This window comes from Streptomyces tropicalis (genome assembly GCF_029269835.1).
In the GTDB taxonomy this organism is placed as follows: Bacteria; Actinomycetota; Actinomycetes; order Streptomycetales; family Streptomycetaceae; genus Streptomyces; species Streptomyces tropicalis.
In genome coordinates, this window is the sequence record NZ_JARJBB010000004.1 from 182,213 (window position 1) to 208,504 (window position 26,292).

Sequence of the window (26,292 nt, forward strand, 5' to 3'; positions counted from 1 at the left end):
GGCCCTCCCGGGGCGCACCACGAAAGAAGGCGCGGGCGCGTGCCGCCCGGCCTCACCCGCCCGGGCGAAGGGGGAGGCCCGGGCCCTGCACCGCACGCCCGGCGGGCCGCGGAGGCCGCTCCGCGGCGGGGAGACGCGGGCCCCCGCCGATGCGACATGCGTTCTACGCTGGACGTATGACCGAAGTCGCGAGCCCGTACATGTCCCGTCCGCGGATCCTGGTGCTCGGGGTGCATCCGGGCGACCCGCCCTTCCGCATCGTGGAGGTCGACGGCGAGGTGGTGGGCCGGGCGCGGGCCATCACGGACGTGCTGGAGGTCGCCGCGGCCTTCGGCATCGTGGTGCACGACCTGGACGACCCCGACGTGGTGCGCTGGGTCGGCGGCGACAAGTTCACCTGGCAGCCGCGCTAGGAGTTCTCCGGCGTCGGTGCCGCGTCCGTACGCCGTCTCGCGGCCGCCGGACGGCCCGGCCGTGGTCCCGTCCGATCCGCGCGGTCCGGCCGGGTCCGCTTCCCCTCCGGGCGCGGGCACGAAGGCGCCGGCCGGCCCCCGGGGTCGGGGTGCCGGCCGGCGCGGCGGGCCGGGCAGGGTGCCAGTCAGGCCTTGGGCCTGCGGGCGTGCACCGCCCGGCCGAGCCGCCGGCCGAGCAGCAGGTAGCCGAGCAGCGCGCCCGTGGTGTTCAGGATGACGTCGTCGATGTCGAAGGCGCGCCCGGTGATGAGCGCCCCCTGGGCGAACTCGACCATGAGCATCACCATCGCCGTCAGCAGCACCACGCGCAGCAGTCCCCGTGCCTTCGGCGCGAGGACCGGCACCAGCACGCCGAAGGGGACCCCGAGCACCAGGTTCCCGCCGAGCTGCTTGACCGCGTCGCGCAGCGACGGCGCGTTCAGGTACAGCCGCAGCGAGGCCCCCGGATGCAGGTTGGTGTGGGCGATGGACGCGGACGCGGGCGACGGTTCGAGCGTCAGCTTCGCCAGGACGACCGCGAAGGCCACCATGAAGACGAAGGCGCACAGCATCGCCAGCAGACGCAGCGGCCAGGGGAGCGGCCGGCGCTCCTCGGCGGCCGGCTCCGGGGTTTGAGCCTTCTTCGCGGTCCGCGCCGTCTTCGCGGGTCCCGCCGTCTTCGCGGGCCCCGCCTTCTTCGCGGTCCGCGGTCGGAATACGGTACGCGGACTCAGGGCCACGCGAGCCATGGGCTCCTCCAGTTGTCAACATCCCAGCGTTGTGACGCGGTTACCCCTGAAAGCCGCGCGGATGCCCTGACCGGTGCGACCGGTGCGACCGGGAGGCCGCCCCAGGCCCCGGGCAGGCGCCGTCCTGCGAGCGGGATCAGGTCCCGTAGGTGACACGCACCTCCTGGAAGCCGAGGGAGCGCAGCAGGCCCTGGAGCATGCCGGTCGTGTTGGTCTCGGCGCGGGCGGTCAGCCCGCTGTCCTTGGCCGCGTCGCCGATGTGCCGCACCGCGAGCTGCTGCACCGCGCGCTCGCTGTTGGGGTTGTCGGAGAACAGGTCGCCGATCCGGTCCAGCAGCCCGCGCTGCTTGGAGACGGCGTAGGAGTGGTCCGGGTCCAGGGCCGGCTTGCCGAGCCGGGCGTGCGGCAGGCGCAGTGTGGCGGAGGTGCGGTCGGCGTTGACCGTCACGTCCTTGCCGCCGACGCGGCCGAGGTCGACGTAGGCGTCCACCGTGCCCGCCCCGACGTACAGGGTGCGGGTGCCGCGGATCGCGTCCGGCAGGTACTTGGAGTCCTTCTCCAGGTCCACGACCACCTGGAAGTTGCCGGAGGCGGCGTCGTAACGGCTCATGTCCTGGATGGACTTCAGCAGCGCCGGACCCGAGCGGTCGTGCGTCTCGGTGCCGAACACGTCCCTGAGGCCCGGCAGTACGGCCAGGCGGATGCCCGCGAACAGCACCACGAGTACCGTCACCAGGACGGTCAGCACCTTGGCCCAGCCGGGCATGCGCCCGATCGAAGTCGTCATTCGACGGCCCTCCTTCCTGCCTCTGCGGATGCCCGCCAAACGCCTCCGCAGACCGGTCGCTCGGCGGAGCGGGCGCCGGCACGGCCGGACCCGCCCGGTGCCGACCGCCTCCCGCGCCCGGATCGGCGTCGCGCAGGGGCCCGCCGCCGGTCCGGGGCGTGCGGGTCCCGTGGCGGACACGGACCGCCGTCCGGCGCGCCCCGCCCGGCGGCGGTCAGTAGCATGAGCCCGGCAGCGGAATTGATCACGCGGGGAGCGGCTCGTGCGAGACATCGCGGTGTTCAGCGGAAGTGCCCATCCCGGACTGGCGGCGGAGGTCTGCGCCCACCTGGGGGTCCCGCTCAGTCCGACCCGGGTCAGCCGGTTCGCCAACGACTGCCTGGAGGTGCAGCTGCAGGCGAACTGCCGGGAGCGGGACGTCTTCGTGATCCAGCCGCTCGTCAAGCCGGTGCAGGAGCACCTGGTCGAGCTGCTGATGATGTGCGACGCGGCCCGCGGCGCCTCGGCCGCCCGGATCACGGTCGTCATGCCCCACTACTCCTACGCCCGCTCCGACAAGAAGGACGCCCCGCGCATCTCCCTCGGGGGGCGTCTGGTCGCGGACCTGCTCGTCGCGGCGGGCGCCGGCCGCGTCCTCGCGATGACCCTGCACGCGCCGCAGGTGCACGGCTTCTTCTCGGTGCCGGTCGACCACCTGCACGCGCTGCGGGAACTGGCCGCGCACTTCCGCCGGTACGACCTGTCCCGGACCACGGTCGTCTCCCCGGACCTCGGCAACGCCAAGGAGGCGGCGGCCTTCGCGCGGATGCTCGGCGCCCGGGTGGCCGCGGGGGCCAAGCAGCGGTTCGCCGACGACCGGGTGAGCATCAACTCCGTCATCGGCGACGTGACCGGGCGGGACGTGATCGTCCTGGACGACGAGATCGCCAAGGGCAGCACGGTCCTGGAACTCCTGGACCGGCTGCGGGAGGCGGGGCCGCGGTCGATCCGGGTCGCCTGCACCCACGGCCTGTTCGCGGAGGGCGCGCTGAAGCGGCTCACGGAGCAGCCCGACGTGCTGGAGATCGTGTGCACCAACACGGTGCCGCTGCCCGTGGACGACCCCGAGGAGTTCCGCGGCAAGCTGCGGGTCCTGTCGATCGCCCCCGCGCTCGCCGAGGCCGTCCGGCGCATCCACAACGGCGAGTCCGTCAGCGCCCTGTTCGACGCGCCGCGCGACGAGGAGGAGTGACCGGCGCCGCACCCGGACGGTGACGGCCCGGGCCGCGGCGCCCGACCGCTCACAGCGGGCCGGACGCGGCCTCGGGCTGCTCCAGGGCCGCGTCCAGCGTCGGCTGCGGCGGCAGCAGCGCGGCCAGCCCGGTGACGCGCAGGACGCGCAGGGTCAGCGGGTGCGTGCACACCAGGCGCAGGTCGCCTCCGTGGTCGAGGACCCGGCTGCGGGCCCGGTACAGCAGGCGCAGTCCGGAGCAGTCGAAGAAGTCGACCCGGCTCAGGTCGATCACCACCCGGGCGCCGGGTTCGCCGGTCGCCCGGTCCATATGGGGAAGGATGCGGACCGCCGCGGCGATGTCGATCTCGCCGCGCAGCTCCAGCACGGTGTGCCCGCGGTCCCGGTGCACGCGCAGCGGCCGGTCGGGCGGTGCGGGTTCCTGCGGCACGGCGCCTCGCCTCCAACCGGTCGGCATACGGCGGGGACCGCGGATCCATGGGTCGGCCTCACGCCCAACCCCCCCCCCCACCCCTGAAAGCTACCCTCGTTGGAGTGAATTCCAGCATGTTCGGTTGACATATGTCATCGATTTCAGGCGGGTTGACACAGCGTCTCCCCGCACGGCGTGTGACATGTCCGGCGATGCCGCCCGTGTCCTGCGCGCGGCACGTGCCGAACGGCCCCGCCCGCACCCCGCCCCTGCTGGAGCCGCCGTGCCCGCCGGGCCCTCAGTCGACGAGCAGGACCAGCTTGCCCGTGGTGCGGCCGGTGCCGCCGAGCGCGTGCGCCTCGGCGGCACCGGCCAGCGGGAAGGTCCCGGCGATCGTGGCGCGCAGCCCGCCCGACTCCACCAGGTCGGCGATCGCCCGCATGCCGTGCTGGTCGGCGTCCACCAGCATCCTGACCGCCCGCACCCCGAGCCGCTCGGCCTCCCGGGGGAACGCGTCGGTGCCGACCGGCAGGATCGAGACCACGACGCCGCCCGGCCGCACGACCCGCAGCGAGCGGACCGACGTCTCCCCGCCCAGGGTGTCGAGCACCACCTCGACGTCCCGCACCGCCTCGGTGAAGTCGGTCGTCCGGTAGTCGATCGCCTCGTCCACCCCGATCCCGCGCAGGAAGTCGTGCTTGGGCGCGCTCGCGGTGCCGATCACGTACGCGCCCAGGGACTTGGCGATCTGCACCGCCACGTGCCCGACGCCGCCGGCCGCCGCGTGGATCAGCACCCGCTGCCCCGGCCGCACGCCTGCCCGCTCCACCAGGGCCTGCCAGGCCGTCAGCGAGACCAGCGGCAGCGCTCCCGCCTGGGTGTGGTCGATGCCGGCGGGCTTCGGGACGAAGGCCCGTGCCGGGCCGGCCACGTACTCGGCGTGCGAGCCGTGGCCGAACGGGTAGGGCAGCATGCCGAAGACCTCGTCCCCGGGCCGGAGGTGCGCGACGCCGACGCCGACCGCCTCGACGACGCCGGAGGCGTCCCAGCCGAGCACGAACGGCGGCTCGCCGAGGAACGCGCCGGTGGCCCGGTGCTTCCAGTCGGTCGGGTTGACCCCGGCGGCACGGACCCGGACCAGCACCTCGTTCGCCCGCGGCGCGGGCCGTTCCAGCTCCACCTCCTTCAGGACCTCGGGACCGCCGAGGACGTCCTGGCTGATGGCGCGCATGGTGTTCACAGTGCTCATGGTCACCCAGCCTGCCGGGAAACGCGCCACGGGGACAACGCGCCCGCAGGCCGTCCCGGCCCGGACGCGCTCGCGCGCAGGACGGCCGCTTCCCCTGCTCCGCCTCGGCCGGCCGACTGAATCCGCGGGACCGGGATATCCGCCAGGGAAGGGGCGGCGGGCCCGTCCGGCCGCCGGAATCTTCGGAGGGGACATGCCACTGGTGACCGCGGGCGTCGTGGTGCTCGACTGCGCCGAGCCCGAGAAACTCGCCGTGTTCTACAAGGAGTTCCTGGAGGCGGAGGAGACCGAGGCGACCGCCAACCTGGTGGAGATCCGCAACGCCGACGGGATGCGGATGGCCTTCCGCCGCGACGCCAACGCGACGCCGCCGAGCTGGCCGCGTCCCGAGAACTCGCTCCAGGCCCACCTGGACTTCCGGGTCGAGGACCTGGACGCCGCCGAACGCCGCGTCGTCGAGCTCGGAGGTCGCCCGGTGGAGGCGAAGGAGGGCCCCGGCCCGTACGAGGAGCGCATCTGCGCCGATCCCGCGGGCCATTCCTTCACGCTGCGCTCCGCCCGCCTGAAGGCCCCGAAGCAGGGCTGACCCCGCCGGGACAGGCCCCCGCCCCGGCGGCGGGGGCCTGTCCCGGCCGGGGCACGGACCGGGTCAGTCCCGGCCGCCGCGTTCCTTCGCCGGCCACACGCCGGTGGACCGCTCGATGGCCTTGGCCCCCGCGCGGTCCACAGCGCTGCGCACCACCGCGAAGATGGCGCCCTGGACGGCCGCGGCGAACAGGATCTCGCCCCAGCGGCGGTCCGCGTCCAGGGCGTCCGGTGCGTCGTCCTCGTGCCGGATCGCCTTCCACGTCGCGCGGAACGCCATCCCGGCCAGCGTGCCGCCGGCCCAGCCCAGCACGAACCCGACGGGCTGGTAGGCGAGCGAGAGCTTGTTCTTCTTCTTGGCCACCGGTATCTCCTTCTTCCGTGAACTGGTCGATGAGCGGGCGGGGAGCGGTCAGGGGCGGTGCCCCGCCGGCACCTCCTCGCCGGCGGGCACCGGGCCGGGCGGCGTCCCGTCCCCGAAGGGCCGGCCGCCGAGCCGCTCGCGGTGGTGCGGCACCGTCCAGCCCGCCGGGTCCGGACCGAGGGGCACGATCCGGGTCGGGTTGATCCCGGTGTGCACCTGGTAGTAGTGCCGCTTGACGTGGTCGAAGTCGACCGTGTCGCCGAAGCCGGGCGTCCGGTACAGATCGCGGGCGTACGCCCACAGCACCGGATCCTCCGCCAGCTTCCAGCGGTTGCACTTGAAGTGTCCGTGATACACGGCGTCGAAACGGACCAACGTGGTGAACAGCCGGATGTCCGCCTCGGTGATCGTGTCGCCGACGAGGTAGCGCTGCCCGGCCAGCCGCTCCGCGAGCATCTCCAGCCGCCGGAAAACGCCCCGGCACGCCGCCTCGTACTCCTCCTGGGACGAGGCGAACCCGGCCCGGTACACACCGTTGTTGACGTCCTCGTGGACCTCCGCCATCACCGCGTCGATCTCCCCGCGCAGCGCCCGCGGGTACAGGTCCGGCGCCCCCGGGCGGTGCAGCGCCGTCCACTCGGTGGCGAGGTCGAGCGTGATCCGCTGGTAGTCGTTGGTGACCAGCCGTCCGCTGGGCACGTCCACGACCGCGGGCACGCTCACGCCGCCCGGGTACCCGCGCTCCCTGCGGTCGTAGGCCTCGCTCAGGTGGCTGATCCCGAGGACGGGGTCCCGGCCGCCGGGGTCGAGGGTGAAGCGCCAGCTGCGGTCGTCCTGGATCGGATCGGCCACCGCGAGCGACAGCGCGTCCTCCAGCCCCAGCAGCCGCCGCGCGACCAGCGCCCGGCTCGCCCACGGGCAGGCGCGGCTCACCACCAGACGGTAGCGCCCGGCCTCCACCGGCCAGCCGTCCCGCCCGTCGGCGGTGATCCGGTCCGCGAAATGGCTCCTGGACCGCTTGAAGGGCCGGTGGCCGTAGGCACTGTTGCCCGCGGGCCCGTCACTCATGCGTCCTCCTCGGCGTACGGGGCTCCTGGGGGACGCGTTCCCCGAATTCGCCCCGCCGCACGGTGTGAGCGGGGGCGGTCGGGGCATCCGGCGAGGGTGAGCGGGACATCCACGGAACACACCACGGACGACACGACCGACCGCACCGCGCAGCGGAGCCAGGAAGGCGGTACCGAAGGGCACCAGGCGGACAGCAACACCCGGGTCACCGTACTGGTGGCCCTCGCGGCCAATCTGGTCATCGCGGCCGCCAAGGCCGTCGGCGGCATCGTCGCGGGCTCGCCCGCGCTGCTGTCGGAGGCCGCCCACTCGGTCGCCGACAGCCTGAACGAGGTCTTCCTGCTCACCGCGCTGCGCCGCAGCCGCCGCCCCGCCGACCGGAAGCACCCCTTCGGCTACGGCAAGGAGCGCTTCTTCTGGTCGCTGCTCGCCGCCGTCGGGATCTTCGTCATGGGCGGCTGCTTCTCCGTCCTCCAGGGCGTCGAGGCGCTGCGCAACGGCGCCGAGGAGAGCTTCGGCGGCTATGTGGCGGGCCTCGTCGTGCTCGCCGTGGCCCTGGTCGCCGAGGGCGTCTCCCTGCTGCGGGCGCTGCACCAGGTGCGCCGTCAGGGCGGCAAGGAGGGGCTGCGCGACCCGGCGCTGCGCACGGTGGTCGCCGAGGACGGCACCGCGGTGCTCGGCGTCACCCTCGCCATGATCGGCATGGCGCTGCACATGGTCACCGGCCAGGTCGTGTGGGAGGCGTCCGCCTCGCTGGCGATCGGTGCCCTGCTCGGCTACGTCGCCTACCGGCTGGGCCGCGACGCGCGCGACCAGCTGATCGGGGAGGCGGCGGACCCGGAGCTGTCCGACCGGATCAGGGACATGCTCGAGGAGCAGGCGGAGATCGACAGCGTGGAGTCGCTGTTCACCATGAAGATGGGGCTGGACTCCGTGCTGGTGGCCGCCCGGATCGACCTGGCGCCCGGCCTGGACAGCGAGGAGGTCGAGCGGGTGTCCGTGCGCATCAAGGCCTCCCTGCGCGACGCCGTCTCCGAGGCGGACCAGGTCTTCCTCGACGTGACCGACCGGGTGGAGGAGGAGCGGCGCGAGCGTCCCGCCACCGCGCGGCCGGCGGAGGAGCGGGCACAGGAGAGCCCCGCCGCGACGGGGGAACGCGGCGGGGCCTGACAGGCGGGTTCCCGGCCCCGGGCGCTTCATGCGCCCCGGGCCGGGAATTTCTTCCCGGCCGGCCCCCTGGCCCCCGGGGACCGCGGTGGGCCACCCGGGGGCCAGGAGCGGATCAGTGACTGCCGTCGGCCGGCTCCAGCACGAACACCGGGATCTCGCGCGACGTCTTCTCCTGGTACTCGGCGTAGGGCGGGAACGCGGCCACGGCCCGCTCCCACCACTCGGCCCGCTCCGCCCCGGAGAGCTCACGGGCCGTCATGTCCTGCCGGACCGGCCCGTCCTGCAGCTCGGCCCGCGGGTCGGCCTTGAGGTTGAAGTACCAGACCGGGTGCTTGGGCGCCCCGCCCTGCGAGGCCACCGCGGCGTACCGGCCGTCGTGCTCCACCCGCATCAGCGGCGTCTTGCGGACCTTGCCGCTCTTCGCACCCAGGGTCGTCAGCACGATCACGGGCAGCCCCGTGTCCATCAGCGTCGTGCCCTTGGTCCCGCCGGAGCTCTCGTACAACTCCACCTGGTCCCGCACCCACTGGGCCGGGCTGGGCTCGTACTCGCCCTCCAGAGGCATGGCGTTCCGTCCTCTCTCGTGTCCTGCGTCCGTTCTCGCACCGCCCTGCAACACCGGTGCCCACAGGATCCATCCCTACCGCGTTCCCCACGGAGGGCGGACGCACCGCGCCCGGTGGCGGAATCCGCGGGGCCGGGCGGCCCGTCGGACGGCCGTATCGCGCCAGGCCCCGGCCGCCGGGCCCCGGCCGTGGACCCGGCACCCGGCACGGTCCCACCGCGGGGTGCCCCGTCCGCGCGACCGCTCATCCCGGTGCGAGGACCGTCCGCACGGCCAGCCCCGCCATCACCGCGCTCGACACGAGCGCGGTCGCAAGGCGCCCCCGGTGTCCCGTCAGGGCGCGGCCCAGCAGCGCGCCGCCGCCGGCGAGCAGCAGCTGCCAGCTCGCGGACGCGGCGAACGCGGCGAGGACGAACGTGCCCTGGTCGGCCGGCGGCACGGCGTGCGCGGTGCGGGTGCCGAGCACCAGCGCCGCGAAGTAGACGACCGTGGCGGGGTTGAGCAGCGTGACCCCGAGCAGCCCGACATACGCCCGCGCCGGACCGGGCGGAGCCGGCTCGTGCCGGACGGCGAGCCGCCGGGCCCGGTACCGGCGCAGCGCGGTGAGCGCCCCCCACACCGCCAGCCCGGCCAGCACCAGGGCCGACACCCAGCGCAGCGGCACCAGGACCGGCCGCAGCGCGGCGGCCAGCGCGGCGCCCCCGAGGGTGGCGAGCAGGGCGTACAGGCCGTCGGCGGTGGCCACGCCGAGCGCGGCGCACGATCCGGTCCGCAGCGAGCTGCGGGCGCTGAGGGAAACGAGGTAGGTCCCGACGGCGCCGACGGGCACGGCGATGCCGAAGCCCGCGAGCAGCCCGGCGACCAGCGCGCCCGTCACGGCCGCGCCGTGCCGTGCCTTCGCGGACGGCCCGGCTGCTGCTGCCGGTGCTCCGCGGCGGGGTGAGCGGCGTACCGTGGCAGCAGGGGGATCCGGATCGAGGACATGGCCGGATCCTGCTGTCCGCGTCCCGCGGACGGCAACCGAATTTCGCCCGGGGAGCGGCATGTCCCGGCCAGATCCCGCGGGTCGCCGATCTGGCCGAACTTCATGTCGTGCCTTAGATGCCTGGGGCATCTAATGAAGATCGGCACGACGCACTCTTCGTCTGCGAGGTCTCCATGACGGCACTGTCGGAACCCGTCGCCTTCCCCCAGGACCGCACCTGTCCCTACCACCCGCCGGCCGGCTACGACGCACTGCGCGCCGACCGGCCGATCAGCCGCGTCTCCCTCTACGACGGCCGCCCGGTCTGGCTCGTCACCGGGCACGAGGAGGCCCGGCGCCTGCTGGCCGACCCGCGCCTGTCCACCGACCGCACCCGGCCCGGGTTCCCGATGCCCAGCGCCCGCTTCGCCGCGGTCCGCAACCGCACGATCGCGCTGCTCGGCATCGACGACCCCGAGCACCGCGCCCAGCGCCGCACGGTGATCCCCCACTTCACCGTGAAGCGCGCCACGGCGCTCAGGCCGGGCATCCAGCGCATCGTCGACGACCTGCTGGACGCGATGATCGCCCAGGGCCCGCCCGCGGAGCTGGTGAGCGCCTTCGCGCTGCCGGTCCCCTCCATGGTGATCTGCACCCTGCTCGGCGTGCCCTACGCCGACCACGAGTTCTTCGAGGAGCAGTCCCGCCGGCTGCTGCGCGGTCCGGACGCCTCCGACACCCAGGAGGCGCGGGAACTGCTCGAGCAGTACCTGGGCGAGCTGATCGACCGCAAGCGCAAGGAGCCCGGCGACGGCCTGCTCGACGAACTCGTGCACCAGCAGCTGCGCGAGGGCACCCTGGACCGGGACGAGCTGATCTCCCTCGCGGTCATCCTGCTGATCGCGGGCCACGAGACGACCGCCAACATGATCTCGCTGGGCACCTTCACCCTGCTCCAGCACCCCGAACGCCTGGCGGAGCTGCGGGCCGACCCGGCGCTGCTGCCCGCGGCGGTCGAGGAGCTGCTGCGGATGCTGTCCATCGCCGACGGACTGCTGCGGCTCGCCACCGAGGACATCGAGGTGGCCGGGACCACCGTCCGGGCCGGCGACGGCGTCGCCTTCTCCACCTCCGTGATCAACCGCGACGAGGAGGTCTACTCCGCCCCGGACAGCCTGGACTTCCACCGGCCGGTCCGCCACCACGTCGCCTTCGGCTTCGGCATCCACCAGTGCCTCGGGCAGAACCTGGCGCGGGCCGAGCTGGAGATCGCGCTGAGCTCACTGCTCGGCCGGCTGCCCACCCTCCGTCTCGCCGCCGAGCCGGACACGATCCCGTTCAAGGCCGGCGACACGATCCAGGGGATGCTGGAACTCCCCGTGACCTGGTAAGAGGCTGCCGTCATGCACATCGACATCGACACGGACCGCTGCATCGGCGCCGGCCAGTGCGCGCTGGCCGCACCGGGCGTCTTCACCCAGGACGACGACGGCTTCAGCACCCTGGTGCCCGGCCGGGAGGACGGCGGCGGGGACCCGATGGCCCGGGTGGCCGCCCGCGCCTGCCCGGTCGGAGCCATCACGGTGTCGGAGGCGGACGACTGAGGTCCCGGGCCGCCGGGGTGCGCCCCGGCGGCCGCGGCCGCCGCCCGCCGGGACGGCCGGATCCACGCGCCGCCCCGGACGCACCGGCCCGCGCGGCCCGGCCGTTCAGTAGGGTGCCCGGATGGCCGACCGCACCGAGCACCCCTTCCTCTACGTCGTCGTCTGCGGCGCGGGCGTCGCCGCGGGCGTCGGCAGGCTGATCACCGCCGCGCAGGAGCGCCACTGGGAGGTCGGCGTGATCGCCACCCCGGTCGCCGCGCAGGGGGGCTTCTTCGACCTGGCGGCGGTGGAGGCGCAGACGGGCCGTCCGGTCCGCTCCGCCTGGCGCACCCCGGCCGATCCGCGCCCCTTCCCGCCGCCGGACGCCGTGGCCGTCGCCCCCGCCACCTTCAACACCGTCAACAAGTGGGCGGCCGGCATCGCGGACACGCTCGCCGTGGCCACCCTGTGCGAGGCGTACGGCCTCGGCGTCCCGATCACCGCCCTGCCCTGCGTGGCCGGGGCCCTGGCCACGCACCCCGCCTACCGGGACAGCCTCACCCGGTTGCAGGGGATGGGCGTCCGATTCGGCGCACCGCACGCCGGCGGCCCGGACGAGTTCGCCTGGGAGCAGGCACTGGACCTGCTGGCCGGGCCGCCGGCCTGAGCCCGGCAGCACCCGGCAGCCGCACGCACCCGACTACACGCACGCGACGGTCGGCCCCGCCAGCATGCCGCCCGTGAACAGGGCCTGGCCCTTCGGCATCCAGTAGCCGGCCTTCGAGACGACCGTGGAGCAGGCCCGGCCGAGGGCCAGGCGGACCCGCACGGTGTCGGGGTGCCCCGGCTGGAGGTCCGTCAGGGCGCAGTCCAGGGAGTACGCGAGCCGGGTCCGCGACGGATGGCGCCCGACCAGCGGGTTGATGCAGCGCGGGTCGTCCGTGGTGATCCGCGCCCCCGTCCCCTCCTCGGCGATCAGCCCGAGCCGCGCGCTGCCGTCGCCCTCGTCGCTGTCCCGGTAGACCTTGTACGTCAGCGTGGTGGTGGAGCCGGCCCGTACCGAGGGGCGGTCGACCTTGATGCGGTGCGTGGCCCGGGGCTTCGGCGCGGTCAGGGTCAGGGTGGCACGGACGGTGCCGGTCAGATCCACGGCCGAGGGCGCGGACACCGCGTGCAGCCGGGCCGTGAACGCGTAGGTGCCCGGCCCCGGGTACTCGCCGGTGCCCGGCAGGGGGCCGGAGGCCACGGGGACGCCGTTCCGGGTGGCGGTCCAGGTGCCCGAGGTGCGGCAGAGGTAGCGGGCCTTGGTCGAGGGGTAGCCGCAGTTCGCGGGAGCGGAGACCGACATGACCGGCGCGCCGGTGCCCGCGCACAGGCTGATCGCGGCCCACTGGCGTGCGGCGCCGCGCAGGACGCCCGCCGGGGAGCACAGCGTCGCCGGGGCCTCGCCGGCGGCCCGGGGCGTGTCGCCGCGGCACCATGAGGGCGACACCAGGGCCAGGGGCAGCACGGCCGCCCCCACGAAGGTCCTGAGGGTGGTCAGACGTGTCGGCACCGGTTCCTCCCGCGCGGCCGCGACCGGCCCGGCGCCGGTCGTCTGCGCCGAGGATGCGGTCCGCGACGTCCGCCGGGCCGCTGCCGCGCCGGACGGTCACCTGGGGGCAGCAATGCCCCGCGGCGCCGGTGACCCGGTCGGACCCGCCGCGCGGCGACCGCTGCGCCCGGCGAATGCGCCGGACCGGAAATGAGGCGGGGCGGCCCCAATCCGCCGCCGCCAATTGCCGAATCCGTCCGGCGTTCGCCTTTTGCCCGACGGCATTGACAATTCGTCAATAGCCCTGCCCTGCGGGGGCGATTCGCAAAACAGTGCGATCACTTGTTACGTTGCGTTGACCTGTGCAAAGGTGTGCCTTGTCGGCGTGCAGACAATGAGGCTCCCCGTGCTGCGCCGTAGCCGGACGAGGGGCCCGGCACCCCACGTGGTACCCCTTCGGTGCGGACAGAATGCCGCGGCGTCCCTGGAGGAATGCAGCCGTGAATGACCCTGGCCTGGTGAATTCCGCCGAGCATCCGCGCCGGTTCGACACCACCGACGAGGAACTCAGTGCCGAGCTGCGGAAATGGACGGGCGGCACCCCGGCGGTCAGTCCCGTCGGCGAACTCCTCGACCGGCACTGGGAGGCGGGCTGCGCCTACGCGCGGCTGTGCACCGACGGCCCGCACCCCGCGGGCATGCTCACCACCGCGGCCTTCACCCGCCTGTTCGGGCAGTCGCTGCGGCAGTCCGGGCCGACCGCCGCCTGGCGCCCCCACCTCCTCCTGGCCGTGCGCCGGATCGCCGCCGAATGGGCGGCCGACCACCGGCTGGAGATGCTCCACCCGGAGCTGCGGGCCGCGTCCGGCGACGGCCCCGGGGCCGCCGCGCTCCTGCTCCCGCCGGACGACCGGCGGCTGCTCTCCCAGGCGTTCCAGCGGCTGCCCCAGACGGCACGGGCCGTGCTGTGGCACACCGAGGTCGAGGCCGAGCCCCTCGCCTCGCCCGCCCGGCTGCTCGGCCTCGACGAGGAGGGCGCCCGCATCGAACTCCGCCGGGCCCGCGAGCGGCTGCGCGAGGAGTGTCTCCAGGTCCACCGCGAACTCGCCCCGGAGCAGGACTGCCTGCGCTACTTCCGGCTGCTGGACGTGACCTACCGGCGCTTGGGGGTCGCCCTCGACCCCGACCTCGCGGGGCACCTGGCCGGATGCACGCACTGCCGTCACACCGCGGAGCAGCTGGGGCAGTTCACCGAGGACCTCGGCGGGGCGCTCGCCGAGGGCGTGCTCGGCTGGGGCGCCCGGGAGTACCGTGCGGCGCGCCTGGAGGAGGCGGCCGCGGACGAGGCGCCGCCCGCGGTGCCGCCGAAACCGGCGGTGCCCCCGGGGGCCGCCGCCGCGGCGGCCGGGTCGACGGCCGCGTCCGCCCGCACGGCGTCCGCGATCCCGGCGCCCGACGGCCCCCTCGGAGGGGAGTCGTTCGGGTCTCCCGCTTCCGGCGGTCCGGTCGCCGGGGAGGCGTTCGGGTATCCGGCGGGCGCGGAGCCGTGGGGCGCCGACGTGTTCGGCGGTCCGGTGGGCGGGGAGCCGTTCGGGGCCGCCGCCCGGCAGGACGGCCGGGCGGCCCCACCGCGCGCCGGGTCCTCCGGCTTCGCGCCGGGCCGCCTCCCGGACGCCGCGTCGGGTCTCCGCTCCCGCTCCGCCTCCGAGGCCGGTACCGGGGCCCTCCCCGGGGCCGCGGCCGGCCGTGGGGTGTCGGCCCGGGCGGCCGCGCGCCGCACCGCGGCGGGCCGGATCGGCGCGGCCGCCCGGTCCGCGGCGGCAGGCATGTCCGCGGCGGCAGGCCGCCCGGGCCCGTCCGGGGAGGCCGGGCGGCGGGCGGCGGCCCCCTCCCGGCGGTCGGGGCCGGCATCCGCGCCGGCCGGGGCGCCGGCACGGTCCGGGAACCAGGGGTCCGGTCCCCGTACGGCCCTCAGCCGTGCGGCCCGCAGGGCGGCCCGGCGTGCCGGCCGCCGGCGCACCCTCGCGGTCGCCGTCGCGACGGTGAGCGGGCTGGTCGTCGTCCCGCTCGTCCTGTGGTCCGTCCTGGGTTCCGACGACGCCCCGGCGCCGGGCGGCCGCTCCTCCGGCACCCCGGGCGCCGCCCCGGCGGGCAGCGCGTCCGGCGGGCCGGGACCCGCCGCGTCCGGCAGGGTCGGGCAGGCCGCCCCGCTGCGCGGACGGCTGCGCAACGCGGCCTCGGGCCTCTGCGTCGGCCTGACCGGGGGGAAGGCCGTCCGGGGCGCCGAGGCCGAGCTGGCCGCGTGCTCCGGGACGCCCGGCCAGCAGTGGAGCTACGAGCCCGACGGCCTGCTGCGCAGCGCCGCCGCCCCGGACCTGTGCCTGGACTCCCACCTCGGCTACTCGGTGCAACTCGCCCCGTGCACGGGCGCGTCCGGGGCCGGCGCCAAGAACGTCCGCTACGACTTCACCCTCCAGGGCACGCTGGTCCCGCGCTTCGACCAGAACCTGGCCCTCACCCCCGCCGCCACCGACGGAGCGGGTTCCCTGGTGCTCAAGACCCGCACCGACGGGCGCGTCCAGCGCTGGACCCTCGACGCGGCCTCGCCCGACCTACAGCCGAAGGGGGCCGAACGGGACGCCGCGGGCGGGCCGTCGGCGTCCGCGTCGGCCTCCGCGGCCCGGACCGCGGCCGCACCGCTCCGGGCCCCCGGCGACCCGGCCGCCGTGTCCCCCACGTCCCCCACGTCCGTGGACCCGTCCGCGGCGGACCCGTGCGCGTCGTCCCGCGCCTGCACCGACGACGGGCCGGACCTCCACGGCCGGTACGGTCACGCGTACCGGCCCGGGCACGGAGGGCGCCCCGGCCGATGACCCGTCAGTGGTGAGGGGGGTGCGGCGGGGGCGGGGGCATCGTGGTCAGGTCGGGCGCCGCCTCCGGCCACACCAGCAGCACCGGGCACGGCGCGTGGTCGACGACGAACCGGGCGGCCGGGCCCAGGCTGTGCGGGCCGAGCCGGGCCCGGTCACCGTCCCGGGCCAGCACCAGCAGGTCGGCACCCTCGGCCGCCGCCACCACCTCGCGCTCCACCCGCCCGGTCCGCTCCAGCGGCGTGCTCGGCCGCCCCAGCCGTGCGGCGGCAGCCTCCAGCAGCTGGGCCGCCGACGTGCCGCCGAGGTCCTCCAGCCGGTCCCCCGGATCCCGCTCGGGGTGGCCCCGGCCGAGCAGCCCGGCGAAGGCGCCGTGCGCCACGCCGGGCACCTCCGGACCGCTCACGTGCAGCAGCACCACGTCGGACGCCTGAGGCGCCTGCGTGCGCACCGCGTCCACGCAGGCGGGCCACGTGCCTTCCACGAGCCAGGCGATCACACGCATCGGGCAGGACTCCTTCGGTCGGCCTCACAGAACCTGCAGCGAACCCCACAGTGCCACTACCGCGGGGACGAGGGCGGCCGGCACGGCCAGCAGGCCGAGCCGGGTGAACTCCTTGAGATCGACGCCGTGTTCGTGCTGGTGCACGATCCGCCGCCACAGCAGCGTCGCCAGCGAACCCGCGTAGGTGAGGTTCGGTCCGATGTTGACGCCGAGCAGCACGGCGAGGACGGCGCCCGGTCCGGCCGGCGCGGTCAGCGGCAGCAGCACCAGCACCGCGGGAAGGTTGTTGATCAGGTTGGCCAGGACCGCGGCCAGCGCCGCGATGCCGAGCAGCGCGGGCAGCCCCGAACCGCCCGGCAGGACGTGCCCGAGCGCGTCGGCGAGGCCGTTGTCGACCACCGCGCGTACCACGATGCCGAGCGCCAGGACGAAGGCGAGGAACGACGGCGCCGCCGCCCGCACCACCGACATCGGGGTGGCCCTGCGCCGCACCAGGGCGCGGACGGCGAGGACGAGCGCCCCCGCCAGCGCCGCCCAGGCCGGATCGACACCGACCGCGGAGGTGAGCACGAAACCGGCGAGCGTGCACGCCACCGTGACCAGCGCGAACAGCGGCAGTTCGGGACGCTCCGCGGGCGTCGCCGGGGGAGCCGCGGCCGCCAGGTCACGGGCGAAGAACCGGCGGAAGACGAGGTACTCGGCACCGATCGCGACCAGCCACGGCAGCGCCATCAGCGCGGCGAACCGGGTGAAGCTCAGCCCGCTCGCCGCGAACGCCAGCAGGTTGGTCAGGTTGGAGACGGGCAGCAGCAGCGACGCCGTGTTCGACAGGTGGGTGCACGCGTACACGTGCGGCCGCGGCCGTACGCCGGTCCGTGCGGCGGTGGCGAAGACCACCGGCGTCAGCAGCACGATCGTGGCGTCCAGGCTGAGCACGGCGGTGATCGCCGACGCCAGCGCGAACACGGCCGTCAGCAGCCGCACCGGGCGCCCCCCGGCCCACCGGGCCATCCAGGCCCCGCACGCCCGGAACAGTCCCTCGACGTCGCAGAAGTGCGCCAGCACCAGCACCGCGGCGAGGAAGCCGACCACCGGGCCGAGCCGGGCGGCCTCCTCCCGCGCGTGGTCCAGGGAGATGGCGCCGGAGGCGACGGCGACCGCGGCGGCGGGTACGGCGAGGACCGCCTCGGGCCATCCGAAGGGGCGGACGACGGCCCAGGCCAGTACGGCGACGAGCAGGACGACGGACAGGCTCTCGGCCAGGGGGGTGTTCAGGGCTCGGTCCTCCGGACGCGATGTGCGTGGTGCGCGCCCATCCAAGCAAACGGGCGTGAGAGAACTACGAGGACCTTGTGCCCACCGGAGCGGCGAACACATCCCGTCGTGCGTCCGGGTCACGCCCGCGGGAGTGAGGGCGGCGGGGCGGACGGGGCCACCCCCGGTCCCGTGCCCGTCAGCCGCCGGTTCCGGGGCCGACGACGGACAGCGACACCGAGGACGCGTTGCCGCCCACCGGCACCCGGCCGGCCGTCCACCGCACGGTGAGGTGGTCCCGCTCGTCCGGGGGAGTGACGATCAGCGCGGCGGGTGCCGCCGTCCGCGCGCCGCTCACCTCCGGGTTGGAGAAGGTCAGCCCGGCCCAGGCGCTCGCGCCCGGCTTCAGCGTGACCGTGACGGGGGTGCCGGGGGAGCGCCGGGGGTCCGGGCCGAGCCGGGTGCCGGAGGCGTCCACGAACGCGGCGCCGGGATAGCCGCGCACGGTGCAGGTGCGGTGCGAGGTGTTGGTCAGCACGACCGGGAAGTTCTCCTGGCCGGCGCCCGGGTTGTTGCGGCCGACCGAGGCCCTCAGCTCCGACGTGTGGCAGCGCGTACCGGCCGGACCGGAGCCCCTGCGGCCGCCGCCCGTCGCGGCCGACGCCGTGGCCGTGCGGCCGGGGACGCCGGCGCCCGCTCCCGGCGCGGTGGCGGTCGCGGGCGCCGGGCCGGTGGGCGCGCCGCCGGTGCCGGCCGCGGTGCTGCCGGCCGGTGTCTGCGGGGCGGCCGTCGTGCCGCCGCCGGAGCCGCACGCGGTGAGCAGTCCGGCCGTGGCGACCGCGCCCGCGAGCAGCGCCGACCGGTGGAGGATCGGGGACCTGTGCGCCATGTTCCACACTCCTGGGAGTTCGTCGCGCGCCGGTGGGACGTACGGGAGGCGGCCCGGCCCGCCCTCGGGGCCCCTCCGGGCGGGCCGGGCCGGGCGTCCGCGGTGACCGTTCGCCACCGATTCTTCTCGTTCGTTGCGGATTCTTCCCGCGGGCGATCATCCGGACGCTCCGCGCGGGACACGAATGGGCGCGCGGGGGGCGCGGGATCCGGCCGGTTGCCTCCGTGCTTCCGCCGGGGTCGCCGCCTGCGCGTGTCGGCCGGCCGGTGACCCGCGCGCCGGGTGCGCGCGGGTCACCCCTCGCCGGTCAGGCTCAGCTCGGCCCAGATGGTCTTGCCCTCGGCGGTGTGCCGGCTGCCCCAGCGGCGGGTGAGCTGGGCGACCAGCAGCAGGCCGCGGCCGCCCTCGTCCCAGGTCTTGGCCCGGCGCAGGTGCGGAGCGGTGTGGCTGGTGTCGGACACCTCGCAGATCAGATGGGTGTCGTCGTGGATCAGGCGCAGCCGCATCGGCGGGGTGCCGTACCGGATCGCGTTGGTGACCAGCTCGCTCACCACGAGCTCGGTGGTGAACGCCGCCTCGTTCAGACCCCAGGCGCCGAGCTGCTCCAGCGCCTGCTTCCGGATCGGTCCCACCAGCGACGGGTCCGCGGGGATGTCCCAGCTCGCCGCCTGGGTGCGCGGCAGGCCCCGGGTGCGGGCCAGGAGCAGCGCCACGTCGTCGGCGGCACCGCCCGGCGGCAGCAGCGCGTGCAGCACGTGGTCGCAGGTCTCGTCCAGGGCGCCCGGCCTCCCGGCCAGCGCCGCGCCGAGCAGCCGCCTCCCGGCGTCCGCGTCCCGCTCGCGGCTCTCCACGAGCCCGTCGGTGAAGAACGCCAGCAGGGTGTTCTCCGGCAGTTCGTACTCCGCGGACTCGAACGGCAGACCGCCCAGGCCGAGCGGCGGGCCCTCCGGCAGCTCCATCGGCCGCGGCGCACCGCCGGGCAGGACCATCAGCGGCGACGGGTGCCCGGCACGGGCGAGGCTGCACCGGCGCGACACCGGGTCGTACACCGCGTACAGGCAGGTCGCGCCGACCTCGCCGGGGCGGCCCTCGTCGCCGGCCTCGGCGGACATCCGCGCGACCAGGTCGTCGAGGTGGGTGAGCAGTTCGTCCGGGGCCAGGTCGATGTCGGCGAGGGTGCGGACGGCGGTGCGCAGCCGGCCCATCGACGCCGACGCCTGCACGCCGTGCCCGATGACGTCCCCGACGACCATGGCGACCCGCATCCCGGACAGCGGGATCACGTCGAACCAGTCGCCGCCCACCCCGGCCCGCGCCGCGGGCAGGTACCGCGACGCCGCGTCCACGGCGGCGGTGCGCGGCAGGATGCGCGGCAGCAGGCTGCGCTGCAGGGCCAGGGCGGTCTCCCGCTCGCGGGAGTAGCGCAGCGCGTTGTCGATGCAGACGGCGGCGCGGGCCGTGACCTCCTCGGCGAGCAGGACGTCGTCGGGCAGGAAGGGGGCCGGCTGCTGGAACCGGGTGAAGGCGGCGACGCCGAGGGTCACCCCGCGGGCCTGGATCGGCACCGACATCGTGGAGTGGATGCCGTACTCCTCGACACGCCGGCGGCGCACCGGGTCCCACGCCAGCCACTTCTCCAGGTCGCCCGTCTCCGGCGACACCACGACCGAGTGGCCGGCCAGCAGGGAGGCGCCCTGCGGGGAGACGGCGGGATAGACCTCGGTCTGCCCCGGCAGCGTCACGGCCTCCGGGCTGCCCGGGGTGACGGACCGGTGGGCGGCCCGGCGCAGGCGTGCCGGCACGCCCAGCGGCCCGGACGGGATCTCCCCGTCGTGCTCCGGCGGGTCGAGCAGGTCGATGCTGACGAAGTCGGCGAGGGCGGGCACGCAGACGTCGGCGAGCTCCTGGGCCGTGCGGGTGACGTCGAGCGTGGTCCCGATGCGGACGCTGGCCTCGTTGACCAGTTGCAGCCGCTCCTGGGCCAGGTACTGCTCGGTGAAGTCGTGGGCGGCGACGCACACGCCGCACACCCGGCCCGCGGTGTCGGTGATCGGCGACATGCGGGCCAGCCAGGCGTTGACCCGGCCCTCCCTGCCGACCGGGAGGTAGGTGCGCACGTCGTGGCCGCGGCCGGTGGTGAGCACGTGGTGCAGGTGGCGTTCGACGTCCTCGCTCTGCGGCCGGCCGCCGATCTCGGAGTGGCGCAGGCCGCGCAGCCGCTCCGGGGGCAGCCCGATCACCTCGGCCATGGCGGAGTTGATCGCGTGCAGGCGCAGCCGCTCGTCGTACAGGGCGATGGCGCACGGGGACTGCATCAACTCGGCCCGGATGAGCGGGTCGTCCGGGTCCGGCGGTCCGCCGCCCTCCAGCGGGGTGACGAGGAGCCAGCCGCCGCCGTGCTCCGGCGGCCGGTGGTGGGCCAGCACCCAGACCGGCACCTCGCGGCCGTCGCGGTGCCGCAAGGCGAGGACGCCGTCCCAGCGGGCCCGGCCCGGCAGTACGGCGGGCAGCCCGTCGGCCAGCAGGTTCGTGGCCGGTGTGCCCACGACCTCCTCGGCCGCCCAGCCCAGCAGCCGGCGGGCGCCCTCGTTCCACTCGACGAACCGGCCGCGCTCGTCGACGACGGCCCGCGCCGTGGCGGCATCGTCGAAGGGATACACCGGGCTCATCGCGGCCACTCCATCGCGCACACTCACAGTGATCAGGCGCGTCACCTGAGTTCCAGCCTAGTGCTTTCCCCGCCGGTACGAGCGGTGGGTCCCGGCCCCGGGACCCCGTCAGGGGGGAACGTCCGGGCGAGCCGCACCCCCGGACGCCGGGCCGTGCCCCCGGCTGCCGCACGCGCCGGGTGCTCGGCACCGAACTGCCGAGCACTTGGGCGGTACCGGCCGATCATGGCGCTGAACTGCACGTATTTACGGGCGAGTACCCGAGCGGTACCGTGTGGGCATGCCAGCCCTGAATGTGGAGTTCAGTGACCGCGAGCTGGAGGATCTGCGGCAGATCGCCAAGGAGCGCGGTACGTCGATGAAGGCGCTCGTGCGGGAGGCGGCGGCCGCCGACATAGCCCGGCACCGCGCCCTGCAGGAGGGCGCCGAGGCCTTCCGCCAGTTCTTCGCGGCCCACGCCGAGGAGTTCGCGGCCGCTTTCCCCGACGACGAACCGCCCTCCCGGGGCGAGGGCCGGGCCGCCTGACCCATGGCCCCCGTCATCCACATCGACGTGCCCTGGCTGCTCCAGCGGCACGAGGAGGTCCTCCCGGACCAGCCCACCGTCGACGACTTCTCGGCGCTGGTGGCCGCCGTGGCCCGGCACCGCGTCGACCCGCCCCGTCTCGGGGTCGACTCCGACCCGGCCTGGCGTGCGGCCGCGCTGCTGCACACCCTCGCCCTGCTCAAGCCGCTGCCCTCGGCCAACGCCCGCTTCGCCTGCGCGACTGCGGTGGCCTACATGTTCGTCAGCGGAGTGGGCATCGACCCGCCCTACGGCGCCCTCGTGGACCTCGCACGCGACCTGATGTCCGGCAAGGACGACGTCTACGGCGCCGCCGACCGGCTGCGCGCCTGGCAGATCTGACGCGTCCCCTCGGTCCCGGCCCGGCGTCCCCCCGGGGCCGCCGGGCCGGGGCGGGAGAACAGGGCCGGCGGCCTGCGCGCGCGGGAGAGCCGCCGTACCGCGCGGGGCCTTTCCCGAGGGGCCGCTTCCAGTGGACCCCGGCGCCCCGCCGCGCCGGGAGCGTGCGCGCCGCACGGGTGCGTGCACGGGGTTCACACGGGGCACGTCCGGACGGCCTCGGACACGGGTCGCGTTGGCAATCGGTCATGTCCGCACCCAGCCATGTCCGCAAGCGGTCGTGTCCGGACCCGGTCCCCCCGGTCCTCCCGCTCCCTCCGGTCCGCCCGGCCCCCGGCCACGTCCGGACCCGGGTGGGTCGGAGTCGTGCGGCCTGTCCGGGGCGCGCGCCGCGCCCGCGTGCCGGACGCTCCGCGGTGCCGTGGCCTCCGCTCGCGTCCCGCCCGTGCGGCCGATGTCCGCCCCTCGGCCTTTTGGCCGTCGCAGATCTGTGCAAGGGTGCCCCCGTCGGGGGCAAACACCGCTTCTGCAGGGATAGTTGGGGACTTCAGCCGATGCGCCGGCGAGCGGACGCCCCCCCCGGCGCCCCGCACCGGTCACGCACCGAAGGAACCCGCTCCGTGCCCACCCCCCACCCCCCGCTTCCTGCCCACCCGCCGCCCGGGGGCTTTCGCGAGGAGACCGACGAGGCCCTCGCGGTCCGCCTTCGGAGCAGTACGGATGACGAGTCCGCGCACTGCGTCGCCCTGCTGACCGCCCGTCACTGGCAACCCGCCCACGACTACGCCGCCATCTGCCTCGCGTCCTCCTCCCAGGCCGCCGCCATGGCCACCTCGGCCGCCTTCCACCGTGTCCTGGACCACCTGACGCTGGGCGAGCCGGGCATCGCGCTGCGCCCCCGGCTCCTGCTGACGGTCCGTGACACCGTCCGGCAGTGGGCCTGCGACGACCACATCTGCGCCATCCTCCCCGAGCTGCGGAAGCCGGCCGGTGGCCGCGGCATGCGCAGGGCGGTGGCCCTGACCCCGGAGCACCGCCGTCTCGCCCAGCGCTCCTTCGAGGGCCTGCCCGGACTCGCCCGCTGCCTCCTCTGGCACACCGAGGTGGAGGCCGAGCCGCTCGCCGTGCCGGCCGGACTGCTCGGCCTGGACGTCGACACCGCCCGGCTCACCCTCGACCAGGCCCGCGAGACCTTCCGCGAGGGCTGCGTACGTGCCCACCGCGACCTCGCGCCGACCGACGAGTGCCGGTTCAACAACCGTCTCCTGGACGTGCCGATCCGGCGCGGCGGCGCGCTGCTGCCCGACGTCCGGCGGCATCTGGCCGAGTGCCGCTACTGCCGGGACGCCGCGGATCAACTGCGCGACGTGGAATCCGCGTTGGACGTCCTGCTGGCCGAGGCCGTCCTCGGCTGGGGTGCCCGCCGCTACCTCGACTCCCGCCCCGGCCGCACACAGCGCGGGGCGTGCGCGCGGGTCGGGAGCCGGCAGGGTGGCGGTCGCGCCGGCGGCCGCCACCGGCTCCTGTCGCGCGTCCCGTCCCGGGCCCGGCTGCTCTCCCCGGTCCCGGCGCCGGCCCGGCCGCAGACCGGCGGCCCGGCGTCGTCGTGGGCGCTGCGCACCGGGGCCGGGCTCGTCTCGGCCGGTCTGCTGGCCACCGTGCTCGGTGTCAGTCTGTGGTCCCACGGCGGCGACGGCGGCGCGGCTCCCGGCGCGACCGCCGGCGGTCGCGGCACGTCACCCGGCACCGACTCGCGGGCGCCGTCAGCCGGTTCCCCGGCGCCCGGCACGGCGGGAGTGCCGCACCCGGGCGGTCCGGCCCGGCTGCGCGAGGCGGGCGCCGGCCTGTGCCTCGCCGTCCGGGGCGAGCCGAAGGCGGGTGCCGCGGCCGAGCTGGCGTCCTGCTCCGCCGCCTGGGACCAGCAGTGGTCCCTGGAGGACGACGGTCTGCTGCGCAGCGCCGCCGACCCGGGGCTGTGCCTGGACTCGCGCGCGGACGCCGGGGTCGTCGTCCTCGGCACCTGCGCCGACGCGGGCACCGCACGCGGCTCCGACGTGCGCTACGACCTGACCGTGCGGGGCGAGTTGCTGCCCCGCCGGGACGAGGGGTTCGCCCTCACCTCCACCACCCGCGCCGCCGGTGCCGACATCGTCGTCAAGGTCCGCGACGGGTCCGACGACCAGCGCTGGCAGATCCCGCCGGGACCGCCGAGCCCCGGCGCGCTGCTCGGGGAGGGCCCCGGCCGGGGAGCGGCGGCCTCCCGGCCGGCGGGGGAGCCGGACGCCGGGGCCTGAGGGCAGGGCCGTCCCTGCGCCGCGGCCCCAGGAGGGGGCCCGCGGCGTGGCGCAGGGACGGCCCGTCCCACCCCTGCGTCAGACCGCGTCCTCGACCAGGTCGTCCGGGCCGACGCCGGCCGGCCCGGTGTGGCCCGACAGCGCGAGGGTGAGGTCGAGTTCGGCCAGCAGGCAGCGGATCACGTGCTCCACCCCCGCCTGGCCGTCGAGGCCGAGCCCGTAGGCGTAGGGCCGGCCCACGAGCACCGCGCGGGCGCCGAGTGCGAGCGCCTTGACGATGTCGTCGCCGGAGCGGATGCCGCTGTCGAAGAGGACCGTCAGCCGGTCGCCGACCGCCTCCGCGACCCGGGGCAGCGCGTCGGCGGCCGCGACGGAACCGGCCACCTGGCGGCCGCCGTGGTTGGACACCACCACGCCGTCCATCCCCGCGTCGGCGGCCAGGCGCGCGTCGTCCGGGTGCAGGACGCCCTTCAGGACGATCGGGCCGTCCCAGTTCTCCCGCAGGAACGCCAGGTCGGGCCAGGTCTTGCCGGGATCGGCGAACATGCCGACGAAATGCATCACCGCCGCGTTCGGGTCCTCGTGCACCGGCTTGGCCAGGCCCGCCCGGAAGGCCGGGTCGGAGAAGTAGTTGGCGGTGCCCACCCCGTGCAGGAAGGGCAGATAGGCCTGGTCGAGGTCGCGCGGCCGCCAGGCGAGCAGGGGCGTGTCCAGTGTGACGACCAGGACCGAGTAGCCCGAGGCCCACGCCCGCCGGAGGAAGCTCCGCGTCACCTCACGGTCCTTGGCCCAGTACAGCTGGAACCAGCGCTCGGCGTCGCCCATCGCCTCCGCGACCTGCTCCATGGGCGTGCTGGAGGCCGACGACAGGATGTACGGGACGCCCTGCGCGGCGGCCGCGCGGGCGGCGGCCGGCTCGGCATCCGGATGCATGATCGACAGGACGCCGACCGGTGCGAGTGCCAGCGGCGCGGGCAGGTCCCGGCCCAGCACCCGGACGGACAGGTCGCGCTCGTGCACGTCCCGCAGCATGCGCGGGACGATCCGGCGCCGGTCGAGGGCGGCCCGGTTGGCGCGCGCCGTGCTGCCGTTGCCCGCACTGCCCGCGACGTAGCCGACCGGGCCGGGGCCGAGGCGCCGCTCGGTCAGCTCCTCCAGGCGGGTCAGGTCGGTGGGCAGCCGCGGCACGGCCCCCGTCATCCCGTTCAGATAGATCTCGTACTGGAAGTCCGCCCGGTGTGGGGCCATCCGTCCGTCCCGCCTCTCGTCGCTGAGCACGCGTTGCACCCCGACGATACTGGCGGGTACGGAGCGGGCCCCCGCCAGGGGAGCCGCGGTCGGGCGGCCCGCCGCCCGACCGCGAACGGCCGGGCGGCGGGCCGGGGTTCAGAGTGCCGCCGCCTCGGCCAGGATCCGGGCCAGGGCGTCCGGCTGCGAGAACATCGGCCAGTGGCCGGTGTCCATGCGGACCAGCTCCCAGGAGCCGCCGGAGGTCAGGGCGGCCACGGCAGGCGCCGGATCCGGGCCGTCCAGCAGGCACTTGACGTAGGTCGCGGGCAGCTCGCCGAGCGGGCGCCGCAACTCGGCCGGCTCGGTGAGCGAGGCGCCCGGGTGCGGGGTGCCCTCGGTGACGATGCGGTCGATCTGCTGCTCGCTCAGTCCCTGGCCCGCGAAGTCGCCGGGAGGCGGAGGCGGCCAGGCGCCGCCGTGCTCGGCGATCGCCCGGCGCACGTGCGCGCTCGGGAAGGCGTCGAGGAACGACGCCCCGTCCGCGGGGACGTTGGCGTCGACGAACACCACCCGCCGCAGGCGGTCCCCGATCCGCTCGGCCGCCATGCCGACCGGGACGCCCGAGTAGCTGTGCCCGACGAGGACCACGTCCCGCAGGTCCTCGCCCTCGACGAGACCGACGACGTCCTCGACGTGGGTGCGGAGCCCGGCCGGTGTGCCCTTCTTCTCGGCCAGACCGGACAGCGTGAGCGGACGCGGCTCGAGCCCGGCCTCCCGCAGGCCGGGCACCACCCCGTCCCACGCCCGTCCGCCGAGCCACGCACCTGCCACCAGTACGAGATGGGTCATGCCCGCCAACGTAGCGCCCGGGTACGACAACGAGGCCCGAGCCAGGGCACTGCGCCGGCCGGCTCGGCCCGTCGTGCAGGTCGCCTGTGCAGGTAAACTGGACAATCTGGACTGA

At 75.6% G+C, this 26,292-nt stretch carries 26 protein-coding genes; 11 read left to right on the forward strand and 15 right to left on the reverse strand.

Annotation, left to right across the window (positions count from 1 at the left end):
* Positions 1–176 precede the first annotated feature (176 nt).
* Positions 177–413, forward strand: a complete 237-nt coding sequence (locus P3H78_RS09910; RefSeq protein WP_276108497.1) for a hypothetical protein — start codon at positions 177–179, stop codon at positions 411–413.
* Positions 414–598: 185 nt separating this feature from the next.
* Here the strand turns inward: P3H78_RS09910 and P3H78_RS09915 are convergent, their stop codons facing one another.
* Together P3H78_RS09915 and P3H78_RS09920 are read right to left on the reverse strand one after the other, a co-directional pair.
* Positions 599–1,201: a VanZ family protein gene (locus P3H78_RS09915; protein ID WP_276108498.1), complete on the reverse strand. Its 603-nt coding sequence runs from the start codon at positions 1,199–1,201 to the stop codon at positions 599–601.
* Between the two features lie 136 nt (positions 1,202–1,337).
* Complete coding sequence (locus tag P3H78_RS09920; protein WP_276108499.1) at positions 1,338–1,988, reverse strand: DUF4230 domain-containing protein; 651 nt, start codon at positions 1,986–1,988, stop codon at positions 1,338–1,340.
* Between the two features lie 262 nt (positions 1,989–2,250).
* On the opposite strand from P3H78_RS09920, the gene P3H78_RS09925 reads away from it, so the two are divergent.
* Positions 2,251–3,219: a ribose-phosphate diphosphokinase gene (locus P3H78_RS09925; RefSeq protein WP_276108500.1), complete on the forward strand. Its 969-nt coding sequence runs from the start codon at positions 2,251–2,253 to the stop codon at positions 3,217–3,219.
* A gap of 49 nt (positions 3,220–3,268) precedes the next feature.
* Here the strand turns inward: P3H78_RS09925 and P3H78_RS09930 are convergent, their stop codons facing one another.
* Positions 3,269–3,649 (reverse strand): anti-sigma factor antagonist, encoded by a 381-nt coding sequence (locus P3H78_RS09930; protein WP_276108501.1) that lies wholly within the window; start codon positions 3,647–3,649, stop codon positions 3,269–3,271.
* A 280-nt stretch (positions 3,650–3,929) separates the two neighbouring features.
* Positions 3,930–4,880, reverse strand: coding sequence for an NADP-dependent oxidoreductase (locus tag P3H78_RS09935; RefSeq protein ID WP_276108502.1), 951 nt, complete (start codon positions 4,878–4,880; stop codon positions 3,930–3,932).
* Between the two features lie 193 nt (positions 4,881–5,073).
* Between P3H78_RS09935 and P3H78_RS09940 the strand changes: the two genes are divergently transcribed.
* The gene (locus P3H78_RS09940) at positions 5,074–5,466 is read left to right on the forward strand and encodes a VOC family protein (protein WP_276108503.1); all 393 of its coding nucleotides are present in this window, start codon (positions 5,074–5,076) and stop codon (positions 5,464–5,466) included.
* A gap of 63 nt (positions 5,467–5,529) precedes the next feature.
* Here the strand turns inward: P3H78_RS09940 and P3H78_RS09945 are convergent, their stop codons facing one another.
* Together P3H78_RS09945 and P3H78_RS09950 are read right to left on the reverse strand one after the other, a co-directional pair.
* A complete protein-coding gene (locus P3H78_RS09945; protein WP_276108504.1) occupies positions 5,530–5,829 on the reverse strand; it encodes a DUF4235 domain-containing protein in 300 nt (99 codons plus the stop codon).
* A gap of 48 nt (positions 5,830–5,877) precedes the next feature.
* Positions 5,878–6,897, reverse strand: a complete 1,020-nt coding sequence (locus P3H78_RS09950) for a glutathione S-transferase family protein (RefSeq protein ID WP_276108505.1) — start codon at positions 6,895–6,897, stop codon at positions 5,878–5,880.
* 96 nt (positions 6,898–6,993) lie between these two features.
* On the opposite strand from P3H78_RS09950, the gene P3H78_RS09955 reads away from it, so the two are divergent.
* On the forward strand, positions 6,994–8,067 hold the full coding sequence (locus P3H78_RS09955; RefSeq protein WP_438827933.1) for a cation diffusion facilitator family transporter: 1,074 nt from the start codon (positions 6,994–6,996) through the stop codon (positions 8,065–8,067).
* A 112-nt stretch (positions 8,068–8,179) separates the two neighbouring features.
* Here P3H78_RS09955 and P3H78_RS09960 read toward each other — a convergent pair whose 3' ends face one another.
* Both P3H78_RS09960 and P3H78_RS09965 read right to left on the reverse strand, forming a co-directional pair.
* On the reverse strand, positions 8,180–8,632 hold the full coding sequence (locus P3H78_RS09960) for a nitroreductase family deazaflavin-dependent oxidoreductase (protein WP_276108506.1): 453 nt from the start codon (positions 8,630–8,632) through the stop codon (positions 8,180–8,182).
* Positions 8,633–8,876: 244 nt separating this feature from the next.
* Positions 8,877–9,509, reverse strand: coding sequence for a LysE family transporter (locus tag P3H78_RS09965; protein WP_276108507.1), 633 nt, complete (start codon positions 9,507–9,509; stop codon positions 8,877–8,879).
* A 281-nt stretch (positions 9,510–9,790) separates the two neighbouring features.
* Between P3H78_RS09965 and P3H78_RS09970 the strand changes: the two genes are divergently transcribed.
* The 3 genes from P3H78_RS09970 to P3H78_RS09980 all read left to right on the forward strand — a co-directional run bounded on the left by P3H78_RS09970 (position 9,791) and on the right by P3H78_RS09980 (position 11,846).
* Positions 9,791–10,987 carry a cytochrome P450 gene (locus tag P3H78_RS09970; protein ID WP_276108508.1) on the forward strand — a complete coding sequence of 399 codons (1,197 nt, stop codon included), beginning with the start codon at positions 9,791–9,793 and terminating at the stop codon, positions 10,985–10,987.
* Between the two features lie 12 nt (positions 10,988–10,999).
* Positions 11,000–11,200, forward strand: a complete 201-nt coding sequence (locus P3H78_RS09975) for a ferredoxin (RefSeq protein ID WP_276108509.1) — start codon at positions 11,000–11,002, stop codon at positions 11,198–11,200.
* 121 nt (positions 11,201–11,321) lie between these two features.
* Positions 11,322–11,846: a flavoprotein gene (locus P3H78_RS09980; RefSeq protein ID WP_276108510.1), complete on the forward strand. Its 525-nt coding sequence runs from the start codon at positions 11,322–11,324 to the stop codon at positions 11,844–11,846.
* Positions 11,847–11,879: 33 nt separating this feature from the next.
* Here P3H78_RS09980 and P3H78_RS09985 read toward each other — a convergent pair whose 3' ends face one another.
* Entirely contained in the window at positions 11,880–12,734 is an 855-nt protein-coding gene (locus tag P3H78_RS09985; RefSeq protein ID WP_276108511.1) for a hypothetical protein, read from the reverse strand.
* Positions 12,735–13,213: 479 nt separating this feature from the next.
* On the opposite strand from P3H78_RS09985, the gene P3H78_RS09990 reads away from it, so the two are divergent.
* Positions 13,214–15,586, forward strand: coding sequence for a ricin-type beta-trefoil lectin domain protein (locus P3H78_RS09990; RefSeq protein ID WP_313884394.1), 2,373 nt, complete (start codon positions 13,214–13,216; stop codon positions 15,584–15,586).
* 4 nt (positions 15,587–15,590) lie between these two features.
* Here the strand turns inward: P3H78_RS09990 and P3H78_RS09995 are convergent, their stop codons facing one another.
* The 4 genes from P3H78_RS09995 to P3H78_RS10010 form a co-directional block, all read right to left on the reverse strand.
* Positions 15,591–16,088, reverse strand: coding sequence for a universal stress protein (locus tag P3H78_RS09995; protein ID WP_276108513.1), 498 nt, complete (start codon positions 16,086–16,088; stop codon positions 15,591–15,593).
* A 24-nt stretch (positions 16,089–16,112) separates the two neighbouring features.
* A complete protein-coding gene (locus P3H78_RS10000; protein ID WP_276108514.1) occupies positions 16,113–17,408 on the reverse strand; it encodes an SLC13 family permease in 1,296 nt (431 codons plus the stop codon).
* Positions 17,409–17,541: 133 nt separating this feature from the next.
* Positions 17,542–18,231, reverse strand: coding sequence for a DUF4232 domain-containing protein (locus P3H78_RS10005; protein ID WP_276108515.1), 690 nt, complete (start codon positions 18,229–18,231; stop codon positions 17,542–17,544).
* A 293-nt stretch (positions 18,232–18,524) separates the two neighbouring features.
* Positions 18,525–20,900, reverse strand: coding sequence for a SpoIIE family protein phosphatase (locus tag P3H78_RS10010; protein ID WP_276108516.1), 2,376 nt, complete (start codon positions 20,898–20,900; stop codon positions 18,525–18,527).
* Between the two features lie 280 nt (positions 20,901–21,180).
* Here P3H78_RS10010 and P3H78_RS10015 point away from each other — a divergent pair, with 280 nt between their 5' ends.
* From P3H78_RS10015 to P3H78_RS10025, 3 genes are all read left to right on the forward strand, one after another.
* Positions 21,181–21,426, forward strand: coding sequence for a hypothetical protein (locus P3H78_RS10015; protein ID WP_276108517.1), 246 nt, complete (start codon positions 21,181–21,183; stop codon positions 21,424–21,426).
* Positions 21,427–21,429: 3 nt separating this feature from the next.
* Positions 21,430–21,807 carry a toxin Doc gene (locus tag P3H78_RS10020; protein WP_276108518.1) on the forward strand — a complete coding sequence of 126 codons (378 nt, stop codon included), beginning with the start codon at positions 21,430–21,432 and terminating at the stop codon, positions 21,805–21,807.
* A 617-nt stretch (positions 21,808–22,424) separates the two neighbouring features.
* Complete coding sequence (locus P3H78_RS10025) at positions 22,425–24,098, forward strand: RICIN domain-containing protein (RefSeq protein WP_276108519.1); 1,674 nt, start codon at positions 22,425–22,427, stop codon at positions 24,096–24,098.
* 78 nt (positions 24,099–24,176) lie between these two features.
* Here P3H78_RS10025 and P3H78_RS10030 read toward each other — a convergent pair whose 3' ends face one another.
* Entirely contained in the window at positions 24,177–25,346 is a 1,170-nt protein-coding gene (locus P3H78_RS10030; protein WP_276108520.1) for a lactate 2-monooxygenase, read from the reverse strand.
* Between the two features lie 138 nt (positions 25,347–25,484).
* Positions 25,485–26,177 (reverse strand): alpha/beta fold hydrolase, encoded by a 693-nt coding sequence (locus P3H78_RS10035; RefSeq protein ID WP_276108521.1) that lies wholly within the window; start codon positions 26,175–26,177, stop codon positions 25,485–25,487.
* Positions 26,178–26,292: the final 115 nt, after the last annotated feature.